The following is a 461-nucleotide window of genomic DNA, read 5'->3' on the forward strand; positions in this document are numbered from 1 at the left end:
GCACTGTGATTTATTTGTTCAGCCAGTCGCAGCCTGACTCCGTCAGAGAACTGATCTTTGCCCAGATTCAGGCTTTTATCCAATGGATGCACCCCCTTCATTTTGCGCTGGCTATAACGTTTGCGAGTGACTTTTACTTCACCAAATAAGCTGGTAATAGTTCTTTGGGTATTTTCACGGCAGTGAATTAGTTTTTCGCCACTGGCATTAGCTAGCTCGTACAGCCTGGTTTCTTGTAAAGCTCTCAGGTCGAGGTGTCCCTGTAGTAAGCGACGCAGCAGTTCATGCCCCTCTTGTTGTATATATTTCTCAATATCACCGTGCTCTTGATTGAGAGGAGGAGCTGAACTCAGGTGGTCGACCATGGCATTTAATTGCTCGGAGGCGTCAGAAAAGAATGAAAGATCTTGTGAGTTAACGTATGCTGCGGTCATAAAGAGGCCTTTTTGGGGAGTTATTGT

General features: G+C 45.8%; 1 pseudogene. It reads right to left on the minus strand.

Features of this window, described 5'->3' with window-relative positions:
* Positions 1-434, minus strand: a pseudogene (locus tag H5300_RS27075) (hypothetical protein); the annotation flags it as partial.
* Between the last annotated feature and the right edge of the window lie 27 nt (positions 435-461).

It is taken from the genome of Vibrio sp. SG41-7, assembly GCF_014164465.1.
In the GTDB taxonomy this organism is placed as follows: Bacteria; Pseudomonadota; Gammaproteobacteria; order Enterobacterales; family Vibrionaceae; genus Vibrio; species Vibrio splendidus.